A 19,416-nucleotide genomic window follows, 5' to 3' on the forward strand; every position below is an offset into this window, starting at 1 on the left:
CGACGCGGAGTTCAATACTCCGCCCGGAGTTCACATACAGGAACGAAAGGCACCCCCCACATGCGCCTCAGAGCCCTGGTTCTCGCCCTGGCGGCGGCCGTCGCCGTCACCGTCACCCCGACGGCCGTCGCCGGCTCCTCGCAGCCGGCCGCCCCCGCGCAGGTCGCTCCCGCACGGGTCGCCGCCCCCGCGGCCTTCACCCACCCCGGCGTCGTCGTCTCCCGGCCTCAACTCGACTTCGTACGCTCGAAGGTGCAGGCGGGCGCGCAGCCCTGGAAGGCCGCGTACGACCAGATGATGGCGAGCTCATCCGCCTCCCTGACCCGCGTGCCCAAGCCGCGCGAGATCGTCGAGTGCGGCTCGTCCTCCAACCCCAACTACGGCTGCACGGACGAGCGGCAGGACGCCGTCGCCGCGTACACCCAGGCGCTGGCCTGGTACATCACCCGCGACGACCGCCACGCCCGCAAGGCGATCGAGATCATGGACGCCTGGTCGGCCGTGATCAAGGACCACACCAACTCCAACGCCCCTCTCCAGACCGGCTGGTCGGGCTCCTCCTGGCCCCGCGCCGCCGAGATCATCAAGCACACCTACACCGGCGGCTGGGCCAACTCGGGCCGCTTCGCGACCATGCTGCGCACCGTCTACCTGCCCGAGGTCGTCAACGGCGCCGCGACCAAGAACGGCAACTGGGAACTCATCATGACCGAGGCCGCGATCGGCATCGCGGTCCACCTGGAGGACCGCGCGGCCTACGACAAGGCCGTCACGACCTACCTCGGCCGGGTCCCCGCCTACATCTACCTCTCCTCGGACGGTGCCACGCCGAAGCCGCCGCCGAACAGCTCCATCGACACCCGCGACGAGATCGTGAAGTACTGGCAGGGCCAGTCCACCTTCGCCGACGGCATCTCCCAGGAGACCTGCCGGGACTTCGGCCACACCGGCTGGGGCCTCGCCGCCGCCGTCCACACCGCCGAGACCAGTCGGATCCAGGGCGCGGACCTCTACCCCCAGGTCTCCGAGCGGCTGCGGCACGCGCTGGGCCTCCACACCAAGTACGAGAACGGCACGGCGGTCCCGTCCTGGCTCTGCGGCGGCACGGTGAAGCCGGGCCTCGGGCGGGTGACCGAGATGGGGTACAACGCGCTGAACGGCCGCATGGGGATATCGATGACCAACACCAAGACCTACACCGAGTCCCACCGGCCCTCCGGCACCGACAACTACTTCGTCTCCTGGGAGACCCTGACCCACGCGGGGAACCCGAGCTGACGCGGGCTCACCCGGCCTGACGCCGGCTCACCCGACGATCGCCTTGTCGGCCAGACGCCCGTCGACCAGACAGAGGCGGTAGACGGGCACCGAGGCCGTCATCGCCGCCCGGTAGTACAGACAGCGGTCCATGCCGGGCGGCTCGGGCGGGGCGTCGGCGGGCGGCCCGTCCAGGGGATGCGGCGGAAGCCGTTCGGCGTCGGCGGAGAGCGGATCGCCGACGCGGAGCTCGACGTAGTCGTCCCGGTCGAGGAAGGACCGGGACTGCGTCCACAGCCCGAAGACCAGCATGACGACACCGAGCGCGGCGACCAGCGCGAGCGGGATCCAGATCGCCTGCGCGAGCCCCCGCCGCACCTCCCGCCGCGCCCGGTCCCGTTCCCGTACGGAGGTGGGCGCGGGGGGCCGTACGGGGGCGGTGGCGGGGGTTCCGGGCTCCAGGGGCAGCACCGCCCGCACGACGAACCCGCCGTCCGCCCGCGCCCCGTGCGTCAACCGCCCGCCGGCCAGCCGCACCCGCTCGTCGAGCCCGACGAGCCCGGTACCCCCGGACGCCTCACCACGCTCACCGTCGGCGGGCCCGTTCGAGACGGCGACCGTGACGGTGCCCTCAGCGCCCGCCGTACGCTCCAAGGCGACCCGGACCGGGGCCCCGGGCGCGTGCTTGGCGGCGTTCGTGAGGGACTCCACCACCAGGCGGTGGACCGCCCGGTCGACCATCGGCGGGGTCGCCCCGTCCGGCCCCCGCCGCGTCAGCTCCACCCGTAGCCCGGACGCCCGGGCCCGCTCCACGACCTCCTCGACCGTCTCCCCGACGGGAGTGGTCGGCGCGCCGCCCGGCTCTCCGTCGCCCCCCTCGTCCGTCCGCAGCACGCCGATGATGTCCCGCAGCCGGGCCGTCGCGTCGGCGGCGGCGACCCGCAGCTCCCCGGCCGCCTCCTGCTGCCGGGCGCCGAGCCCCGGATCGACCTCCAGGGCGGCGGCCCGCAGCGCGATCAGCGCGAGGTCGTGGCCGAGCGAGTCGTGCATGTCGCCCGCGATCCGCGACCGCTCGCGCAGCCGCTCCCGGTCCGCGACGGCCGCCTGCTCGTGCTCCATACGGGCGGCCAGCTCCCAGCCCGCCCGGACGAGCCGGGCGTACTGGCGTACGTACCGGCCGGTCAGCCACGGCGCGACGATCGCGAGCGCGAGGACGAGGACGACGGTGAACCCCTGGGAGACGTTTCCGTCCGAGAGCGGTACGAGCGCGAAGCCGAGCACCGCGACCGCCGCGAAGAGCGCGAGCGCGCCCCGGGTGTGCCGCTGCCGGCGCCCGGCGAGATAGCCGAAGACGACGAGCGCGGGCGCGTACGCGGGGGTGAACAGCTCCGGCGAGGTGGCGAGGCTCAGCGCGACGGCGAGGGCCAGCGCGACGAGCGGCAGGGCCCGGCAGCACGCCACGCCCGAGCCGAGCACGGCGATCCCCACGGCGACCTGCCCCGAGGAACCGCCGTCGTTCGGGTCGAGCCGCAGCAGCACGGGGGTGGCGAGCAGTCCCCACAGGCCCAGGTCGAGCAGCAGGTCGCGGAGTCGTTCACGGCGCATCCGACCAGCTTGCCGGACGACGCCGGCTGAGCGCCCCCGACGAAAGTGGGGCCCGCGCGGCCGGTCAGTCGTCCACCAGCCCCGCGTCAGTCGTCCACCAACCCCGCCTCGTACGCCAGGATCGCCAGCTGCACCCGGTTCTTCAGGCCGAGCCGGGCCAGGACCGCGCTCACGTGGGCCTTCACGGTGCTCTCGACGACGTACAGCCGGGCCGCGATCTCCGCGTTCGAGAGGCCCGCGCCGACCAGGGCCACGACCTCGCGCTCCCGTCCCGTCAGCGGTTCGAGGCGCTCCCGCGCCTCCGCCGCCCGCGAGATCCGGCCGGTCGGCAGGTGCGCGATGACCCGCCGGGTGACCTCGGGGGAGAGGAACGCGGCCCCGCCGGCCACCGCCCGTACCCCCGCCAGCAGCTCCCTCGGATCGCCGGACTTGAGCAGGAACCCGGCGGCGCCCGAGCCGAGGGCCTGGGCGATGTACTCGTCCTCCGAGAACGTCGTCAGCATCACGACCGCCGCGTCCGGCACCGCGCGCCGCAGCTCCTCCGCCGCCCCGAGCCCGTCGAGCCGCGGCATCCGGATGTCGAGCAGGACCACGTCCGGCAGATGCCGCCGCGCGAGCTCGACCGCCTCCCGACCGTCACCCGCCTCGGCGACCACCTCGATCCCGGGATCGGCGGCGAGGATGGCCTTCACCCCGGCCCGGATCATCGTCTCGTCGTCAGCGAGCAGCACCCTGATCATGCGGGCAACCCTACGCAGACGCGGGGAAGCCCCGGGGGCCGCTGCCCCCGGGGCTTCCCCTCACTCACCCGACCGTTACGGGAAGGTGAGCTTGAAGCTGTTGATGTACCCGGTGTCGATCGAGGCCTTGTCCTGGACGCGGAGCTTCCAGGCGCCGTTCGCGACCTCCGAGGAGGCGTTCACGGTGTAGGTCTGGACGATGTTGTCGGCGCTGCCGCCGGACCGGTTGTGCAGGTTGTAGACGGAGCCGTCGGGGGCGACGAGGTCCACGATCAGGTCACCGCGGTAGGTGTGGACGATGTTCACGTCCACCTTGAGCGTGGACGGCGCGTTACCGGTGATGCCGGTGACGTTGACCGTCGAGGTCACCGCGGCGCCGTTGTCCGGGATGGACACGTCAGCGGCGTTCTCGAAGACCTTGCCGGGCTGCGGGTTGCCGCCGCCGGGGCGCGCGCCCACGTTGATGCCGGCCCAGGCGTGCTCGACGGCCAGGACCTCGGGGCTGCCGGCGCCGTACAGCTCGGTGGCGACCGCGACCGTACCCGTACGGGCACCCGCGTAGTTCGTGTTGGAACCGAACTTCGTGGTCAGGGCCTTGAACCAGATCAGCGCGGCCTTGTCCCGGCCGATCCCGGTGACGGGCAGGCCGTCGGAGGTCGGCGAGTCGTAGTTGACGCCGTTGACGGTCTTGGCGCCGCTGCCCTCGGAGAGCAGGTAGAACCAGTGGTTCGCCGGGCCCGAGGAGTAGTGGACGTCGATGCCGCCGATGCCCGAGTACCAGGCGTCCTTGGACGAGCCGTCCTTGCTCGGCTTGTCCATGTACCGCAGCGGGGTGCCGTTGCCACGGATGTCGATCTTCTCGCCGACGAGGTAGTCGCCCTTGTCCGAGGCGTTGTTGGCGTAGAACTCGACGGCCGCCGCGAAGATGTCGGAGGTGGCCTCGTTCAGACCGCCGGACTCGCCGCTGTAGACCAGGCCGGCGGTGTTGGAGGTGACGCCGTGCGTCATCTCGTGCGCGGCCACGTCGATCGAGGTGAGCGGCTTGGCGTTGCCCGCGCCGTCGCCGTACGTCATGCAGAAGCAGGAGTCCTGCCAGAAGGCGTTGACGTACGCGTTGCCGTAGTGGACCCGGGAGTACGCGCCGACGCCGTCACCGCGGATTCCGGAGCGGCCGTGCACGTTCTTGTAGTAGTCCCAGGTGACCCCGGCGCCGAAGTGCGCGTCCGCGCCCGCGGTCTCCAGGTTCTGCGGGGTGCCGTCGCCCCAGATGTCGTCGGCGCCGGAGAACAGCGTCCCGGTGCCGGACGTGCCGCGGTTGAGGTTGTACGTCTTGTGGTTGCCGCGCCCGGTGTCGGTCAGCGTGTACGAGGGCGCGGTGCCAAGCGTCACCTGGCCGCTGTACTGGGTGTTGCCGGTGCCGGTGTGGACGGCCTGCCACTCGTACAGCTTCGCGCCGCTGTTCGCGTCGGTGACGACGTGCAGCTCGTTCGGCGTGCCGTCGTGCTGGAGGCCGCCGACGACGGTCTCGTACGCGAGGACGGGCGAACCCTGCGCCATCCAGACGACCTTGCGCGGGGCGCGCTCGGCGGCGGTCTTCTTCGAGCCCTCCGCGGCGGCGGCGCCGATCGCCTGCTTCTCGGCGGCGGCCGGGGCGACGTCGGCGGTGGTGTCGACGTTCTTCAGCTCCGCGCGGGAGGCCTTGGTGACGCCCTGCGTCACGCCGGCCTTGGTCTCCTGGACGACCAGGTCGCCGCCGAGGACCGGGAGTCCGGCGTAGGTGCGCTCGTAGCGCGTGTGGGTCGTGCCGTCGCGGTCCTGGACCACGTCACGGACGACGAGCTTCTCCTGGGCGCCGAGGCCGAGGGACTTGGCGGTGGCCGCCTTGTCGGCGTCGGCCGCGCGTATCAGCGCGGTGCGCTGGGCGGGGGAGAGGTCGGCGGGGAGCTTGCCGGGGTTGGCCTGACCCGCGGCCTGAGCCTTCGGGCCGACGGTCCACCGGTCGTCCGCCGCGGTGGCGGAACCCGACTGGACACCGACCGCGATCATGGCGGCGGCGGCGATCAGAGCGCCGGTCGCGGTGGCGCGACGGCTGGGCGTGGATCTCACGCAGACTCCTTTTGCGAGGGGGGTACCGGGCGGCTGGGTGGGTCGTCCGGGCGGTGCAAACAGAGCTGTGGAGCACGAACTCTCTTACGAGTCGGGGAGAGAGTGGCAGCTGTGACGGTCATCTGTCAGGAGCGCGTCAACAAGTTGGCCGGAATTCGTCCGGAGCCCGAACCGCCGCGTTCGTTAACCGGACGTTTCGTCGATCATGGCGGCACGGTCGTACGCCGTTTGCCGCGGCCCGAATTCGTAGGGCGTCCGGGTCGGGCGTGGCTCGCAGGCCCGCGCGCGGGCCACCCGACGACGGATACCGGCCACGCCCGGAGATCCCGCCCCGGCGTGGCTGGTTCCGCCCGCCCCGATCCACCCCTCGGGACGGCGTGCGGTCAGCCGTCCAGGTGCTGCACGCCGATGTCCCGACGAAGAGCGCCTCATCCCACCAGGCTGTCCCGCCATGCCCGGTGCAGCCCCGCGAACCGGCCCTCGCCGTCGCTGAGTTCGCCGGGCGTGCCGTCCTCCACGATCCGGCCGCCCTCCATCACGAGCACCCGGTCCGCGATCTCGACCGTCGACAGGCGGTGGGCGATCACCACCGCCGTGCGGCCCGCGAGCACCGTGTCCATGGCCCGCTGCACCGCCCGTTCCCCCGGCACGTCCAGGGAGCTGGTCGCCTCGTCCAGGATCAGCACCGCAGGGTCCGCGAGCAGGGCGCGGGCGAACGCCACCAACTGCCGCTGACCCGCCGAGATCCGGCCGCCCCGCTTCCGTACGTCCGTGTCGTAGCCGTCCGGAAGGCCCGCGATGAAGTCGTGCGCGCCGATCGCCTTCGCCGCCCGCTCGATCTCCTCCCGGGTCGCGTCCGGCCGCCCGATCGCGATGTTCTCGGCGACGGTCCCGGAGAACAGGAACGCCTCCTGGGTCACCATCACCACGCCCCGCCGCAGCTCGGGCGTCGCAAGGTCGCGGACGTCGACGCCGTCGAGCAGCACCCGGCCCTCCGTCGGGTCGTAGAACCGGGCGAGCAGCTTGGCGAGCGTCGACTTGCCCGCGCCCGTGGAGCCGACCACCGCGACCGTCTGCCCCGCCGGGATCGTCAGGTCGAAGCGGGGGAGCACCTCGCCACCGGTCCGGTACGCGAACCGCACCCCGTCGAAGACGACCTCGCGGCCGGGGCGCCCGCCCCCGCTCGCCGGCAGCTCCTTCGGCGCGGCGGCCTCCGGGACGCCGGGCTCCTGCGCGAGGAGGCCCGCGATCTTGCCGAGGGACGCGGCCGCCGACTGGTACGAGTTGAGGAACATCCCGAGCCGGTCGATCGGGTCGTAGAGGCGCCGCATGTACAGCACCGCCGCCGCGAGCACACCCAGCTCCAGCGTCCCGCCCGCCACCCGGTACGCGCCCCACAGACACATCCCGGCCACGGCCGTGTTCGCCACGAGCCGGGAGCCGACGACATAGCGGGCCATCTCCAGGAGCGCGTCGCCGTTGGAGCGCTCGTGCCGGTGGTTGAGCGCGGCGAACTCGGCGTCGTTGGCCCGCTCCCGCCGGAACGCCCGGACCGGCCGGATCCCGTTCATCGTCTCCGCGAACTTCACGATCACGCCCGCGACGGCGGTGGACCGCTCGGCGAAGACGACCGCCGACCGCCGCCGGTAGAGCAGCACCAGCAGATACAGCGGTACGAAGGAGGCGACCGCGACCGCGCCGATGCCCAGGTCCAGCCAGAGCAGCATCGCCGAGATGTACACGAACGCCAGGACGACCCCGATCAGCTCCTGGAGCCCCTCGGAGAGCAGCTCGCGCAGCGACTCCACGTCGGTGGTGGACCGGGAGATGAGCCGGCCCGAGGTGTACCGCTCGTGGAAGTCGACGCTGAGCACCTGCGCGTGACGGAAGATCCGCCCGCGCAGGTCGAGCAGCACGTCCTGGTTGACGCGGGCGGCGCGGCGCAGGAAGAGGTACTGGAGGAGTCCACCGGCCAGGGCGCAGACCAGGTACCCGAGGGCGACGGCCACGACGGGGCCGTAGTCCCCGTCCCGGAAGGCCGGCACGCCCCGGTCGATGGCGTACGCGACGAGCAGAGGACCCGCCTGCAGGGCGGCCTGCTGGAGCAGCAGCAGGAGCGCGGCGACGGCCACCCGCGCCCGGTGCGCGGAGAGCAGCGACCGCAGCAGGGCCCCGGTGGCACCGGGGGCGGTGGGCAGGTCGTCCTGGTCGAAGGGGTCGCCGGCGACCGGGCCGCCGTCGACGGCGGTCGTGTCGGTGCCCGGCGCCTTCTTCGGATCCGTCATCGTGTCTCAGCCCCCTCGCCCGACATCAGCCAGGCGTACTCGGCGTTGCTCCGGAGCAGTTCGTGGTGGGTGCCCACCGCCGCGACGCGGCCCTCCGACAGGAGCGCCACCCGGTCCGCGAGCAGGACGGTCGACGGCCGGTGGGCCACGACCAGCGCCGTCGTGTCGCGCAGGACCTCGCGGAGGGCGGCCTCCACCAGGGCCTCCGTGTGGACGTCGAGCGCGGAGAGCGGGTCGTCGAGGACCAGGAAGCGGGGCCGGCCGACGACCGCGCGGGCCAGGGCGAGGCGCTGACGCTGGCCGCCGGAGAGGCTCAGCCCCTGCTCGCCGACCTGGGTGGCCGCCCCCTCGGGCAGCGCCGCGACGAAGCCGTCCGCCTGGGCCACGGCGAGCGCGCGCCACAGCTCGGGATCTCCGGCCTCTTCCGTACCGCCCATCAGGACGTTCGCGCCGACGCTCGCCGAGAAGAGGGTGGGCTCCTCGAAGGCCACCGCGACGAGCGCGCGCAGCCGTTCGCGCTCCATGAGCGTGACGTCCTCGCCGTCGAGCAGGATCCGCCCGCCGGTCGCCTCGTGCAGTCGCGGTACGAGAGCGGTGAGCGTCGTCTTGCCGGAACCGGTCGCGCCGACCAGGGCGAGGGTCTCGCCCGGACGGATGTGGAGGTCGACGCGGTCGAGCACGGGAGGGGCGTCCGGGGGCGCGTCCGGGTAGCGGAAGGTGACGTTCTCGAACCGGACCCCGTCCGGGGACGGGGACCCCGGTCCCGCGGCGGGCGGGCCCGGCGTCTCCTCGGGCTCGTCCATCACCTCGAAGTACCGTTCCGTCGCCGTCGCCGCCTCCTGGCTCATCGCGAGCAGGAAGCCGATCGACTCCACCGGCCAGCGCAGCGCGAGCGCGGTCGAAAGGAAGGCGACGAGCGTGCCCGCCGAAAGGTCCCCGTCGGCGACCTGGACGGTGCCGAGCACGAGCGCGGCGCCGATCGACAGCTCGGGGATGATCGTGATGAGCGCCCAGATCCCGGCCAGCAGCCGCGCCTTGACCAGCTCCGTGCCGCGCAGCCGCTCGGCGAGCGCGCGGAAGGCGAGGGCCTGGCTGCGGTGGCGCCCGAAGCCCTTCACGATCCGGATGCCGAGGACGCTCTCCTCGACCACGGTCGTCAGGTCGCCGACCTGGTCCTGGGCGCGGCGCGCGACGACCGCGTACTTCGCCTCGAAGAGCGAGCAGAGGATCACCAGCGGGATCACGGGCGTGAGCAGCACGAGCCCGAGCGTCCAGTCCTGGGCGAGCAGCAGGACGTAACCGACCAGGATCGTCACGCCGTTGACGACGAGGAAGGTCAACGGGAAGGCGAGGAACATCCGGACCAGCATCAGATCGGTCGTGCCGCGCGAGAGCAGCTGGCCCGACGCCCACCGGTCGTGGAAGGCGATCGGCAGCCGCTGCAACCGGCCGAACAGATCCGCCCGCATCCGCGCCTCGACCCCGGCCAGCGGCCGGGCCACCAGCCACCGCCGGTACCCGAAGAGCACGGCCTCCGCGATCCCGAGCAGCAGCAGGTACAGCGCCCCGAGCCACACCCCGCCGGGATCCCCCGCGGCGACGGGCCCGTCCACCATCCACTCCAGGACGAGCGGGATGACGAGCGACAGACACGAGGCGACGATCGCGACCACGGCGGCCGTGGCCAACCGCCCCTGGACCGGGCGCACGTACGGCCACAGGCGCAGCAGGTTCCGCACGGCGGACTTCTTGGTGACTACATCTTCTCCGGGCATCACGACCGAGCCTACGGTTCACCACTGACACCGCTCATGTGGTTTTCCGCCCGCCCCGGACGGTCCCCGGCCTGCCCCCGGACCGCCCGCGTGGCCTCGGTCGTACCGGCTGGGGTCGCACCGGCCGGGTCGTACCGGCCATCCACCGATCGGTTGATCGCAGGTCGAGCGCGATGGCCGATGTCGCCCGGCGGCCGGTCGCGACAGCCTTGAGCCATGCCAATGATCGAAGTACGGGGCCTGCGCAAGGCCTACGGGGAGAAGGTCGTCGTCGACGGGGTCTCGTTCACCGTCGACGAAGGGGAGATCTTCGGGATCCTCGGCCCCAACGGGGCAGGCAAGACCACCACCGTCGAGTGCGTCGAGGGGCTGCGGACGCCGGACGCCGGGACCGTGCGGGTCGGCGGGCTCGACCTGGGCGCCACCGGCTACCTCCTCAAGGACGCGCCCCGCGAGGAGCTGTTCGCGGCGGTCCGGGCCGCCGCCGAGGGCCGGACCGTGCTCTCCCCTGCCGTCGCCTCCCGGCTCGTCTCCCGCGTCCGCACCCCCGCCGCGCCCGTGGACGAGTCGCTCTCCGCCCGCGAACGCGAGGTCCTCGAACTCGTCGCCAAGGGCACCTCCAACCGCGCCATCGCCGTCGAGCTGTTCATCAGCGAGGCGACGGTGAAGACCCATCTGACGCACATCTACGCCAAGCTGGGCGTCAAGGACCGGGCGGCCGCCGTCGCGGTGGCGTACGAGCGCGGCATCCTCGGCCGCGCCTGACCGTCGGCCGTCCCCCGCCGCCCCTCACCCCCCGACCCGCAGCAGCCACACCGACCGGGCCCCCACCGTCACCGTCGCCCCGCCCGCGTACACGGTCTCCGGGGCGTGCGTCTGGTCCTCCAGGGCCGTGTCCAGGACCAGTTCGTACGACTCCGCCCACGGTGGCCCCGGCAGCCGGTACTCCGCCGGGCGCGGGCCCGCGTGCAGGATCGCAAGGAAGCTGTCGTCGGTGACCTGCTCGCCGCGCTCGTCCCGGCCCGGGATGTCCCGGCCCGAGAGGTAGAGGCCCAGCGTGGCCGCGGGCGCGTACCAGTCGGACTCCGTCATCTCCGTGCCGTCCGCCGTGAACCACGCCAGGTCCCGCAGCCCGTCCGCGCCCTGCGGGCGGCCGGAGAAGAACGCGCGGCGGCGCAGCACCGGATGGCGGTGGCGCAGCGCGAGCAGCCGCCGGGTCAGCGCGAGCAGCTCCGCCCGCCCCGGGTCCTCGGGCAGCGACCAGTCCAGCCAGCTCGTCTCGTCGTCCTGGCAGTACGCGTTGTTGTTGCCGCCCTGCGTGCGCCCCATCTCGTCGCCCGCGACCAGCATCGGCACTCCGGTCGACAGGAGCAGGGTGGTCAGCAGGTTCCGCAGCTGCCGCAGCCGCAGCCCCTGCACGGCGGGGTCGTCGGTCTCGCCCTCGGCCCCGCAGTTCCAGGCCCGGTTGTCGTTCGTGCCGTCCCGGTTGCCCTCCCCGTTGGCCTCGTTGTGCTTCCGCTCGTAGGTGACGAGGTCCCGCAGCGTGAAGCCGTCGTGCGCGGTGACGAAGTTGACCGAGGCGTACGGCCGCCGCCCGCCCCACGCGTAGAGGTCGCTCGATCCGGAGAGCCGGTAGCCGAGGTCCCGTACGTCGGGCAGGGCGCCGCGCCAGAAGTCCCGTACGGCGTCGCGGTAGCGGTCGTTCCACTCCGTCCACAGCGGCGGGAACGCGCCCACCTGGTAGCCGCCGTTGCCGACGTCCCACGGCTCGGCGATCAGCTTGACCCGTCGCAGGACCGGGTCCTGGGCGATGACCGCGAGGAAGGGCGAGAGCATGTCGACGTCGTGCATCGAGCGCGCGAGGGCGGCCGCCAGGTCGAAGCGGAAGCCGTCGACGCCCATCTCCGTCACCCAGTACCGCAGCGAGTCGGTGATCAGCCGCAGCACCTGCGGCTGGACGACGTGCAGCGTGTTGCCGCAGCCGGTGTAGTCGGCGTACCGGCGGGCGTCGGACTGGAGCCGGTAGTAGCCGCGGTTGTCGATGCCCTTCAGCGAGAGCGTCGGCCCCAGCTCGCCCGCCTCGGCCGTGTGGTTGTAGACCACGTCGAGGATGACCTCGATCCCGGCCTCGTGCAGCGCCCGCACCATCCGCTTGAACTCGCCGACCTGCTGCCCGGTGGTCCCCGACGAGGAGTAGCCGGCGTGCGGGGCGAAGTAGCCGATGGAGTTGTACCCCCAGTAGTTGCGCAGCCCGCGCCGCAGCAGGTGGTCCTCGTGTGCGAACTGGTGCACCGGCAGCAGCTCCACCGCCGTCACCCCGAGCCGTACGAGATGCTCGACGGCCGCCGGGTGCGCGAGCCCCGCGTAGGTGCCGCGCAGCTCCTCGGGGATGCCCGGGTGGAGCTTGGTGAACCCCTTCACGTGCAGCTCGTAGATGACCGAGTCCGGCCAGGGCGTCTTCGGCCTGCGGTCGTCCGCCCAGTCGTCGTCGTCCAGGACGACGACCCCCTTCGGCACGTGCGGGGCCGAGTCCCGGTCGTCCCGCACGGTGTCGGCCACGTGCTGCTGCGGCCAGTCCCGCACGTGCCCGTACACCTCGGGCGGCAGCGCGAAGTCGCCGTCGACCGCCCGCGCGTACGGGTCCAGGAGCAGCTTGGCCGGATTCCAGCGGGCGCCCGTCCAGGGGTCCCAGCGGCCGTGCACCCGGAAGCCGTACCGCTGACCCGCGCCCACCCCGGGCACGAAGCCGTGCCAGATCTCGTGGGTCAGCTCGGTCAGCGGCAGCCGCCGCTCGGTCCCGTCCGCGTCGAAGAGACAGAGCTCGACGGCCTCCGCCCCGCCGGCCCACAGCGCGAAGTTGGTGCCGGCGACCCCGTCGGGCCCGACCCGGCAGCGCGCCCCCAGCGGCGTCGGCGCACCCGGCCACACCGCGGGCGGCCGGGACCGCTCCCGGGCAGGGGAGAGCCCCCCTCCGTCCCGTACCGCCTCCTGCTCGGCTGCGCTCGACACCTGTCGGCCTCCCGCGGCTCGTCGGTCCCCGCACGGCGCGGACCCGCGGCGTCCCGGCCGCGGCTCCCCGCACGGGGTCCTCCACCTGTTCTGCCCGTACCGCCGTACTCCCAACATGACCCGCACGCACGTTTCCCCTGGAGGGTGGCCGTCGTTGGGCCGGTCGTGAGACACGTATGGAAGCGGGCGGGCCGCGCCCTCGCGGTGGCGGCACTGATGGCGGGTGTGGCGGGCTGCACCGGCACGGGCGAGAGCGGCGGTGGGATCGACCTCCCCCTGCCCGGGAAGGCGCGGGCCCCTGGCGACGTCATCCGGGTCAGTCCCGAGGACGGCACCAAGGGCGTATCGGCCGAGGGCCCGATCGAGGTCAGGGTCGACAGCGGACGACTGGAACGGGTCACCGTCGTCCAGGTCGAGGACGCCCAGCGGGCCGAGGTGCCCGGCGAGATCAGCGAGGACGGGCTGCGCTGGCGGCCGAAGCCGGACTCCCGGCTGGCCCTCGCGGCCAAGTACAGCGTGGACGCCGTGGCACTCGACGGGCACGGCAGGCGCTCCGCCCGGCACACCACCTTCACCACCGTCGTGCCCGAGCGCCGCTTCATCGGCTACTTCAAGCCGGAGAACCGTTCCACTGTCGGCACCGGCATGATCGTCTCCTTCGCCTTCAACCGCGCGATCGAGAACCGCGAGGCCGTGGAGCGGGCCATCAAGGTGACCTCCGACCCGCCGGTCGATGTGGTCGGCCACTGGTTCGGCAAGGAGCGGCTCGACTTCCGCCCGGCGGAGTACTGGCGGCCCGGCACCAAGGTGACCGTCGACCTGGAGCTGCGCGACGTCGAGGGCGCTCCGGGCGTGTACGGCATCCAGCGCAAGCGCGTCGGGTTCACGGTCGGGCGCTCCCAGGTCTCCCTCGTCGACGCGGCCGAGCACACCATGGAGGTGCGCAGGGACGGCGAGCTGCTCGCGACGCTGCCCATCACGGCAGGGGCGCCGAAGACGACGACGTACAACGGGAAGATGGTCGTCACGGAGCTGTACGACGTGACGCGGATGGACGGTCGCACGGTCGGCTTCGGCGGCGAGTACGACATCAAGGACGTGCCGCACGCGATGCGGCTGACCGAGTCCGGGACCTTCCTGCACGGCAACTACTGGGCCGCGCCCTCCACCTTCGGCTCGGCCAACGTCAGCCACGGCTGCGTCGGTCTGCGGGACGAGAAGGGCGGCAGCGCGGACTCCCCGGCGGGTTGGTTCTTCGACCGAACGCTCATCGGCGACGTGGTCGAGGTGGTCAACTCCCGTGACCGAAAGGTCGCTCCCGACAACGGCCTCGGAGGCTGGAACATGGAGTGGGAGGACTGGAAGGCGGGTTCCGCCCTGCGATGACACGGGCAGGTGCCCCAACCCCGTGCGAACTGGGACTGAACGGTGACATTCGCGTGGAACTTTCGTGTCTTCCGGTGTGATTATCTAGCGCCGTGTGCGCGAGCGGATGTGCACGGGGGTGGGGCCCAGGCAGTGCCGGGTCGTGCGAGGGGAGAACACCATAGTGAACGGGCAGCCGATATCCGGAGCGACCACCGGACGGAGGCGCCGCGGCAGCCGCCTGGGGGCGCTGGCGACGGGAGCGCTGCTCCTCGTCCTGACCGCGTGCGGTGGCGGTGACGCCACCGGCGCCAAGGGGGGCGGACAGGAGCCGGGCAAGGACGGCGGCGGCAAGCAGGAGATCACCGCGTCGCAGGCGGTCGTCACGATCGCCCCGAAGGACGGCGCGGACTCCGTCGCCACGAGCGGCGCGCTGAAGGTCACGGCCGAGCAGGGCAAGCTGACGACGGTCACGGTCGCGGACACCAAGGGTGCCGAGGTCGAGGGCAAGATCTCGGCGGACGGCGCCAGCTGGCAGCCCGTCGGACACCTCGCGGCGGGTACGGAGTACAAGGTCCACGCGGTCGCGAAGGACGCCGAGGGTCGTGAGTCGGCCAAGGACACCACCTTCACGACGCTGACCCCGAAGAACACCTTCATCGGCCACTACACGCCGGAGGACGGTTCGACCGTCGGCGTCGGCATGCCGGTCTCCATCCGCTTCACCCGGGGCATCACCGACCCGGAGGCCGTGGAGAAGGCCATCAAGGTGACCGCGTCGCCCGCGGTCGAGATCGAGGGCCACTGGTTCGGCAACGACCGCCTCGACTTCCGCCCGGAGGAGTACTGGGCCGCCGGCACCAAGGTGACCGTCGAGCTGAACCTGGACGGCGTCGAGGGCCGCCCCGGTGTCTACGGCAAGCAGAAGAAGAAGGTCACCTTCACCATCGGCCGCCGCCAGGTCTCCACGGTCGACGCCGGCGCCAAGACCATGAAGGTCGAGCGCGACGGCAAGATCATCAAGACGATCCCGATCACCGCGGGCGCGCCGTCCACGACCACGTACAACGGTCAGATGGTCATCAGCGAGAAGTACAAGGTGACCCGGATGAACGGCGCCACGGTCGGCTTCGGCGGTGAGTACGACATCAAGGACGTGCCGCACGCGATGCGCCTGTCCACCTCGGGCACCTTCGTCCACGGCAACTACTGGGCCTCGTCCGGGACCTTCGGCTCCGCCAACGTCAGCCACGGCTGCGTCGGCCTGCGCGACACGCGCGGCGCGGGCGACGGCTCCACCCCGGCGGCCTGGTTCTACGACCGCTCGCTCATCGGTGACGTGGTCGTCGTGAAGAACTCGAAGGACAAGCAGATCGCCCCGGACAACGGCCTCAACGGCTGGAACATGTCCTGGTCGGAGTGGATCAAGTAGGACCCGCTCGATCGAGCAGACCCTTCCGAAGGGGCCCGGTGCTGTGACCAACGGCACCGGGCCCCTCGGCGTTAACGCCCACTAACCTTCCCTCCATGACTGTGAACCTCGAAGTCGCCGAAGGCGTCGGCACGATCCGCCTCGACCGCCCCCCGATGAACGCGCTCGACATCGCCGTCCAGGACCGGCTGCGCGACTTGGCCCAGGAGGCGAGCGACCGTGACGACGTGCGGGCGGTGATCCTGTACGGCGGCGAGAAGGTCTTCGCGGCCGGCGCGGACATCAAGGAGATGCAGGTCATGGACCACGCGGCCATGGTGAAGCGGTCGCGCGCGCTCCAGGACGCGTTCACGGCGATCGCCCGCATCCCCAAGCCCGTCGTCGCCGCGATCACCGGTTACGCGCTGGGCGGCGGCTGCGAGCTGGCGCTCTGCGCCGACTACCGGATCGCCGCCGACAACGCCAAGCTCGGCCAGCCCGAGATCCTGCTCGGCCTGATCCCCGGCGCCGGCGGCACCCAGCGGCTCTCCCGGCTCGTGGGCCCCTCCAAGGCGAAGGACCTCATCTTCACCGGCCGGATGGTCAAGGCGGACGAGGCCCTGACGCTCGGTCTGGTGGACCGTGTCGTCCCGGCGGCCGAGGTGTACGAGCAGGCGCACGCCTGGGCCGCGAAGCTCGCCCAGGGCCCCGCCATCGCGCTGCGCGCCGCGAAGGAGGCGATCGACCAGGGTCTGGAGGCCGACATCGACACCGGCCTCGCGATCGAACGCACCTGGTTCGCGGGCCTGTTCGCGACCGAGGACCGGGAGACCGGGATGCGGAGCTTCGTCGAGGAGGGTCCGGGCAAGGCGAAGTTCGCCTGACGGCCGCTCAGCCTTCTGGCCGCTGGCATATGCCGGAGGAATCTCGCGGAATTGTCGATTCCGGGGTACGGATTCCTCCGGAACGGCCACGCGGCCCCGTCCGTGCGGCCATGATGGGGGCATGGCGGGCCTGGAGGGTGTGGAACAACCGCGGCAGCACGGCGGTGCGACCGCCGCACGCTGGGTACCGACCGCCGAGGACGAACAGGCCCTCAAAGCGCTGGAGTTGTACGGAAACCCGGCCGACGACGACGTCCGGTTGCCGTCCCGCCCCGAGTCCGCCGCCGTCGCCCGCCGGCTCACGCAGTGTGTGGTGCTCCGTCAGTGGGCCCTGACGCCGCAGATCGCGGAGCACGCGGTCTTACTCGTCTCGGAACTCGTCGGGAACGCCGTCCGGCACACCGGGGCGCGCGTCTTCGCCCTGCGGCTGCTCCGCCGTCGTGGCTGGATCCGGATCGAGGTCCGCGACCCCTCGCGCGGTCTGCCCTGTCTGATGCCCGTACAGGAGATGGACATCAGCGGCCGCGGCCTCTTCCTCGTCGACAAGCTCTCCGACCGCTGGGGCGTGGACCTGCAGCCGCGCGGCAAGACCACCTGGTTCGAGATGCGGGTGTCGGACCGCTGATTCGCGTCGACCGCTGATCCGCATCGGGCCGCCGATACACAAAAACCCCCGTGAGGGGGCTTCTGTGTAGGGAGCGCCGCGGATCGGGGGGGTGTAATCCACGGTGCTCGAACGACCTGGCCCGGGTCAATGGGGGTCGTGGCTCCGACTATGGCAGACAGGTGGCCTTGCCGCCAAAAGTCCCTATCAGGTCAAAATCGGTCAAACCGGTATGGTTCGCCGATGAATCATTGGTGACCTGAAGCACCCGCCTTGTAAATGGTGAATAAGTATGGCCTTCATCGGGTGTTTCCTCGCCCTGTCCGCATGCCGGACGCCCGGCGCGAACCTGTAAACGTCCTGAATTGGCTCAATCGTTATTTTTCGGACAGCCCGCCCCTTTAATGGGCGCGTGACCCTCACCGACCGTCGCGGCGCGCTCCGGGCAGGTGCGGCGGCCGCCCTCGCGGGAGCCGTCGCCGGAGCCCTCACCACCGCCTGCGACACGGAGACCCGCCCCGCACCCCGAGGCCCCGCCCCGGCCCCCAGGCCCGTCGGCGCCCCGGCGCCCCGCCGCTTCCCCGGCCTTCCCGCCGAGATCGTCAGCGGCCCGCGCGACCGCCCCCGGGTCGCCCTCACCTTCCACGGCCAGGGCGACCCGAACCTCGCCCGCGCCGTGCTCACCGAGGCCGAGAAGGGCGGGGCCCGGGTCACCGTCCTCGCCGTGGGCGAGTGGCTCGACGCGTACCCCGACCTCGCCCGCCGCGTCCTCGACGGCGGCCACGACCTCGGCAACCACACCCAGCGCCACCTCGACGTCGACGCGATGACGGAGGACGAGGCGCACGCCGAGATCGCCGCCTGCGCCACCCGACTGCGCCGCCTCACCGGCTCCATCGGCACCTGGTTCCGGCCCTCCAGGACCCAGCACGCCGGCGAGGCCGTCCGCCGGGCCGCCCTCCGGGCCGGCTACCCGCACGTCCTCTCGTACGACGTCGACTCCCTCGACCACACCTCACCCGGCGCCCCGGCCGTCGTCCGCACCGTCACCGGCCAGGTCCGCGGCGGATCCGTGGTGAGCCTGCACCTCGGCTACGCGGACACCCTCGCCGCCCTGCCGCCCCTCCTCGCCGACCTCGACCGCCGCGGCCTGCGCGCGGTGACGACCACGGAGCTGCTGACCTGATGCTGCCTCTCACCACGCGCACCAAGAGCCTCCTCGCCGCCGCGCTGCTCGCCGCGCTCGCCGGGTGCGGCACCGCCGACAGGGCCGCCGAGCCCCGGGGCGGCGCCAAGGAGGAGGCCGCCGCGCTCCCCGCCGTACCGAAGAAGGCCGCACCCGCGGGACTGCCGGGCATGCCGCCGGTCCTCGACCCGAACGACATCTACGCGGCCGACCGTCCGGGCAAGCTCTCGCCCGTCGTCAAGGGCTTCCCCAGCCGGGTCTACGTCCCCAACACCAACTCCAACACCGTCTCCGTCATCGACCCGGCGACGTACAAGGTCATCGAGACGATCCCGGTCGGCATCCAGCCGCAGCACGTCGTGCCGTCCTGGGACATGAAGACCCTCTGGGTCAACAACAACCGGGGCCACACGCTCACCCCCATCGACCCGGCCACCGGCGTCGCGGGCAAGCCCGTCGAGGTCCACGACCCGTACAACCTGTACTTCACGCCCAACGGGAAGTACGCCGTCGTCATGGCCTCCCTCGACCGCGAGCTGGTCTTCCGCGACCCGCACACGATGGAACGGAAGAAGACCGTCCCGGTCTCCTGCTACGGCGTCAACCACGCCGACTTCTCCGCCGACGGCCGGTACTTCGTCGTCTCCTGCGAGTTCTCCGGCGAACTCCTGAAGGTCGACACGGAGAAGATGGAGGTCGTCGGCCAGCAGCGGCTGCCCTTCGAGGGCGCCATGCCGCAGGACGTCAAGATCTCCCCGGACGGCAAGACCTTCTACATCGCCGACATGATGGCCCACGGCATGTGGGTCCTCGACGGCGAGAAGTTCACGACTCCGCGGCTCCTGCCGACCGGCAAGGGCTGCCACGGCCTCTACATCTCCCGCGACTCCAAGGAGATGTACGTCCCCAACCGGGGCGAGGGTTCCGTCTCGGTCTTCGACTTCGCCGCGAACCGGCTGACGAAGAAGTGGTGGCTGCCGGACGGCGGCTCCCCGGACATGGGCGGCGTCTCGGCCGACGGCAAGGTGCTGTGGCTGTCAGGCCGTTACGACTCCGAGGTCTACGCGATCGACACGACGACCGGCAAGCAGCTGGCCCGCATCCCGGTCGGCGGCGGCCCGCACGGCCTGGCGGTCTACCCGCAGCCGGGCAGGTACTCGCTGGGCCACACGGGCATCTTCCGCTGACT

The 19,416-nt window shown here is 72.1% G+C and carries 14 protein-coding genes; 8 read left to right on the forward strand and 6 right to left on the reverse strand.

Annotated elements, in window-relative coordinates:
• Positions 1 to 60: 60 nt before the first annotated feature.
• Positions 61 to 1,278, forward strand: coding sequence for an alginate lyase family protein (locus ACGFYP_RS21140; protein WP_393495548.1), 1,218 nt, complete (start codon positions 61 to 63; stop codon positions 1,276 to 1,278).
• A gap of 27 nt (positions 1,279 to 1,305) precedes the next feature.
• Here the strand turns inward: ACGFYP_RS21140 and ACGFYP_RS21145 are convergent, their stop codons facing one another.
• From ACGFYP_RS21145 to ACGFYP_RS21165, 5 genes are all read right to left on the reverse strand, one after another.
• Complete coding sequence (locus ACGFYP_RS21145) at positions 1,306 to 2,862, reverse strand: sensor histidine kinase (RefSeq protein ID WP_393495552.1); 1,557 nt, start codon at positions 2,860 to 2,862, stop codon at positions 1,306 to 1,308.
• 86 nt (positions 2,863 to 2,948) lie between these two features.
• On the reverse strand, positions 2,949 to 3,602 hold the full coding sequence (locus ACGFYP_RS21150) for a response regulator (protein ID WP_393495555.1): 654 nt from the start codon (positions 3,600 to 3,602) through the stop codon (positions 2,949 to 2,951).
• 75 nt (positions 3,603 to 3,677) lie between these two features.
• A complete protein-coding gene (locus ACGFYP_RS21155) occupies positions 3,678 to 5,708 on the reverse strand; it encodes a M4 family metallopeptidase (protein ID WP_393495558.1) in 2,031 nt (676 codons plus the stop codon).
• Between the two features lie 428 nt (positions 5,709 to 6,136).
• Complete coding sequence (locus tag ACGFYP_RS21160) at positions 6,137 to 7,993, reverse strand: ABC transporter ATP-binding protein (protein WP_393495561.1); 1,857 nt, start codon at positions 7,991 to 7,993, stop codon at positions 6,137 to 6,139.
• On the reverse strand, positions 7,990 to 9,768 hold the full coding sequence (locus tag ACGFYP_RS21165; protein WP_393495564.1) for an ABC transporter ATP-binding protein: 1,779 nt from the start codon (positions 9,766 to 9,768) through the stop codon (positions 7,990 to 7,992). Before ACGFYP_RS21165 ends, ACGFYP_RS21160 begins: the two co-directional genes overlap by 4 nt.
• Positions 9,769 to 9,984: 216 nt before the next feature.
• Between ACGFYP_RS21165 and ACGFYP_RS21170 the strand changes: the two genes are divergently transcribed.
• Entirely contained in the window at positions 9,985 to 10,533 is a 549-nt protein-coding gene (locus ACGFYP_RS21170; RefSeq protein ID WP_393495566.1) for a LuxR C-terminal-related transcriptional regulator, read from the forward strand.
• Between the two features lie 24 nt (positions 10,534 to 10,557).
• Here the strand turns inward: ACGFYP_RS21170 and glgX are convergent, their stop codons facing one another.
• Positions 10,558 to 12,777 (reverse strand): glycogen debranching protein GlgX, encoded by a 2,220-nt coding sequence (glgX, locus tag ACGFYP_RS21175; protein ID WP_393495569.1) that lies wholly within the window; start codon positions 12,775 to 12,777, stop codon positions 10,558 to 10,560.
• Between the two features lie 165 nt (positions 12,778 to 12,942).
• Between glgX and ACGFYP_RS21180 the strand changes: the two genes are divergently transcribed.
• The 6 genes from ACGFYP_RS21180 (at position 12,943) to ACGFYP_RS21205 (ending at position 19,414) form a co-directional block, all read left to right on the forward strand.
• Complete coding sequence (locus tag ACGFYP_RS21180; RefSeq protein WP_393495572.1) at positions 12,943 to 14,163, forward strand: Ig-like domain-containing protein; 1,221 nt, start codon at positions 12,943 to 12,945, stop codon at positions 14,161 to 14,163.
• Between the two features lie 163 nt (positions 14,164 to 14,326).
• Positions 14,327 to 15,574: an Ig-like domain-containing protein gene (locus ACGFYP_RS21185; protein ID WP_393495575.1), complete on the forward strand. Its 1,248-nt coding sequence runs from the start codon at positions 14,327 to 14,329 to the stop codon at positions 15,572 to 15,574.
• Between the two features lie 95 nt (positions 15,575 to 15,669).
• A complete protein-coding gene (locus ACGFYP_RS21190) occupies positions 15,670 to 16,437 on the forward strand; it encodes an enoyl-CoA hydratase/isomerase family protein (protein WP_393495579.1) in 768 nt (255 codons plus the stop codon).
• A 121-nt stretch (positions 16,438 to 16,558) separates the two neighbouring features.
• Positions 16,559 to 17,062, forward strand: a complete 504-nt coding sequence (locus ACGFYP_RS21195; protein ID WP_393495582.1) for an ATP-binding protein — start codon at positions 16,559 to 16,561, stop codon at positions 17,060 to 17,062.
• 391 nt (positions 17,063 to 17,453) lie between these two features.
• Entirely contained in the window at positions 17,454 to 18,227 is a 774-nt protein-coding gene (locus ACGFYP_RS21200) for a polysaccharide deacetylase family protein (RefSeq protein ID WP_393495585.1), read from the forward strand.
• Positions 18,227 to 19,414: a YncE family protein gene (locus ACGFYP_RS21205; protein ID WP_393495588.1), complete on the forward strand. Its 1,188-nt coding sequence runs from the start codon at positions 18,227 to 18,229 to the stop codon at positions 19,412 to 19,414. The genes ACGFYP_RS21200 and ACGFYP_RS21205 overlap by 1 nt, the downstream gene beginning before the upstream one ends.
• The last annotated feature ends 2 nt before the right edge of the window (positions 19,415 to 19,416 follow it).

Source organism: Streptomyces sp. NPDC048370 (assembly GCF_043200825.1).
Lineage (GTDB): Bacteria > Actinomycetota > Actinomycetes > Streptomycetales > Streptomycetaceae > Streptomyces.

Excerpts from the sequence above, each read along its gene's own strand:
- ACGFYP_RS21140 (WP_393495548.1), top strand. The coding sequence starts at position 61 with ATGCGCCTCAGAGCCCTGGTTCTCGCCCTGGCGGCGGCCGTCGCCGTC.
- ACGFYP_RS21145 (WP_393495552.1), bottom strand. The coding sequence starts at position 2,862 with ATGCGCCGTGAACGACTCCGCGACCTGCTGCTCGACCTGGGCCTGTGG.
- ACGFYP_RS21150 (WP_393495555.1), bottom strand. The coding sequence starts at position 3,602 with ATGATCAGGGTGCTGCTCGCTGACGACGAGACGATGATCCGGGCCGGG.
- ACGFYP_RS21160 (WP_393495561.1), bottom strand. The coding sequence starts at position 7,993 with ATGACGGATCCGAAGAAGGCGCCGGGCACCGACACGACCGCCGTCGAC.
- ACGFYP_RS21165 (WP_393495564.1), bottom strand. The coding sequence starts at position 9,768 with ATGCCCGGAGAAGATGTAGTCACCAAGAAGTCCGCCGTGCGGAACCTG.
- ACGFYP_RS21170 (WP_393495566.1), top strand. The coding sequence starts at position 9,985 with ATGCCAATGATCGAAGTACGGGGCCTGCGCAAGGCCTACGGGGAGAAG.
- ACGFYP_RS21190 (WP_393495579.1), top strand. The coding sequence starts at position 15,670 with ATGACTGTGAACCTCGAAGTCGCCGAAGGCGTCGGCACGATCCGCCTC.
- ACGFYP_RS21195 (WP_393495582.1), top strand. The coding sequence starts at position 16,559 with ATGGCGGGCCTGGAGGGTGTGGAACAACCGCGGCAGCACGGCGGTGCG.
- ACGFYP_RS21205 (WP_393495588.1), top strand. The coding sequence starts at position 18,227 with ATGCTGCCTCTCACCACGCGCACCAAGAGCCTCCTCGCCGCCGCGCTG.